This is a genomic window from Brevundimonas sp. 01N35 (genome assembly GCF_056399785.1).
Genome location: NZ_JBFTRZ010000045.1, coordinates 1 through 381, shown reverse-complemented (window position 1 = coordinate 381; position 381 = coordinate 1). Strand labels below are relative to the sequence as shown.

Genomic DNA, 381 nt, shown 5'->3' with positions numbered 1-381 from the left:
GCACCTGGCGGGGGCTTTCCTCCACCGGCCGGCCGTCGGGGTGGAAGGCGTCGTGGATCACCTGGGCCGTCGGGTCCTGCGCCCACGGCACGGCCGCCAGGGTGGCGAAGTCGGGAGTGAGGAAGATGTCGGTGTCGGACTGCACCGCGTTCACCGCCCCCTCGAACTCGGGGAAATCGCCGGTGATGGTCTGGTAGAACACCGCCAGCGGCAGGTTCATCGACGGGGTCCCCAGGAACTTGCGCACCGGCATGATCTTGCCGCGCGCGACGCCGGCCAGGTCGGGCACGACGCACTCGATCTCCTCGATGTTCTGGCTGCGGAACCAGGCCTGAGCCTCGTCCAGCGTCTTGACCCCCCGGGTGACCTTCGGACTCGGAC

Annotated in this window: 1 pseudogene; it reads right to left on the bottom strand. The window is 69.3% G+C overall.

Annotated features, from left to right (window positions below):
* A pseudogene (locus AC1DJ5_RS14685) lies at positions 1-346 on the bottom strand (glutamine synthetase); the annotation flags it as partial.
* Positions 347-381 lie beyond the last annotated feature (35 nt).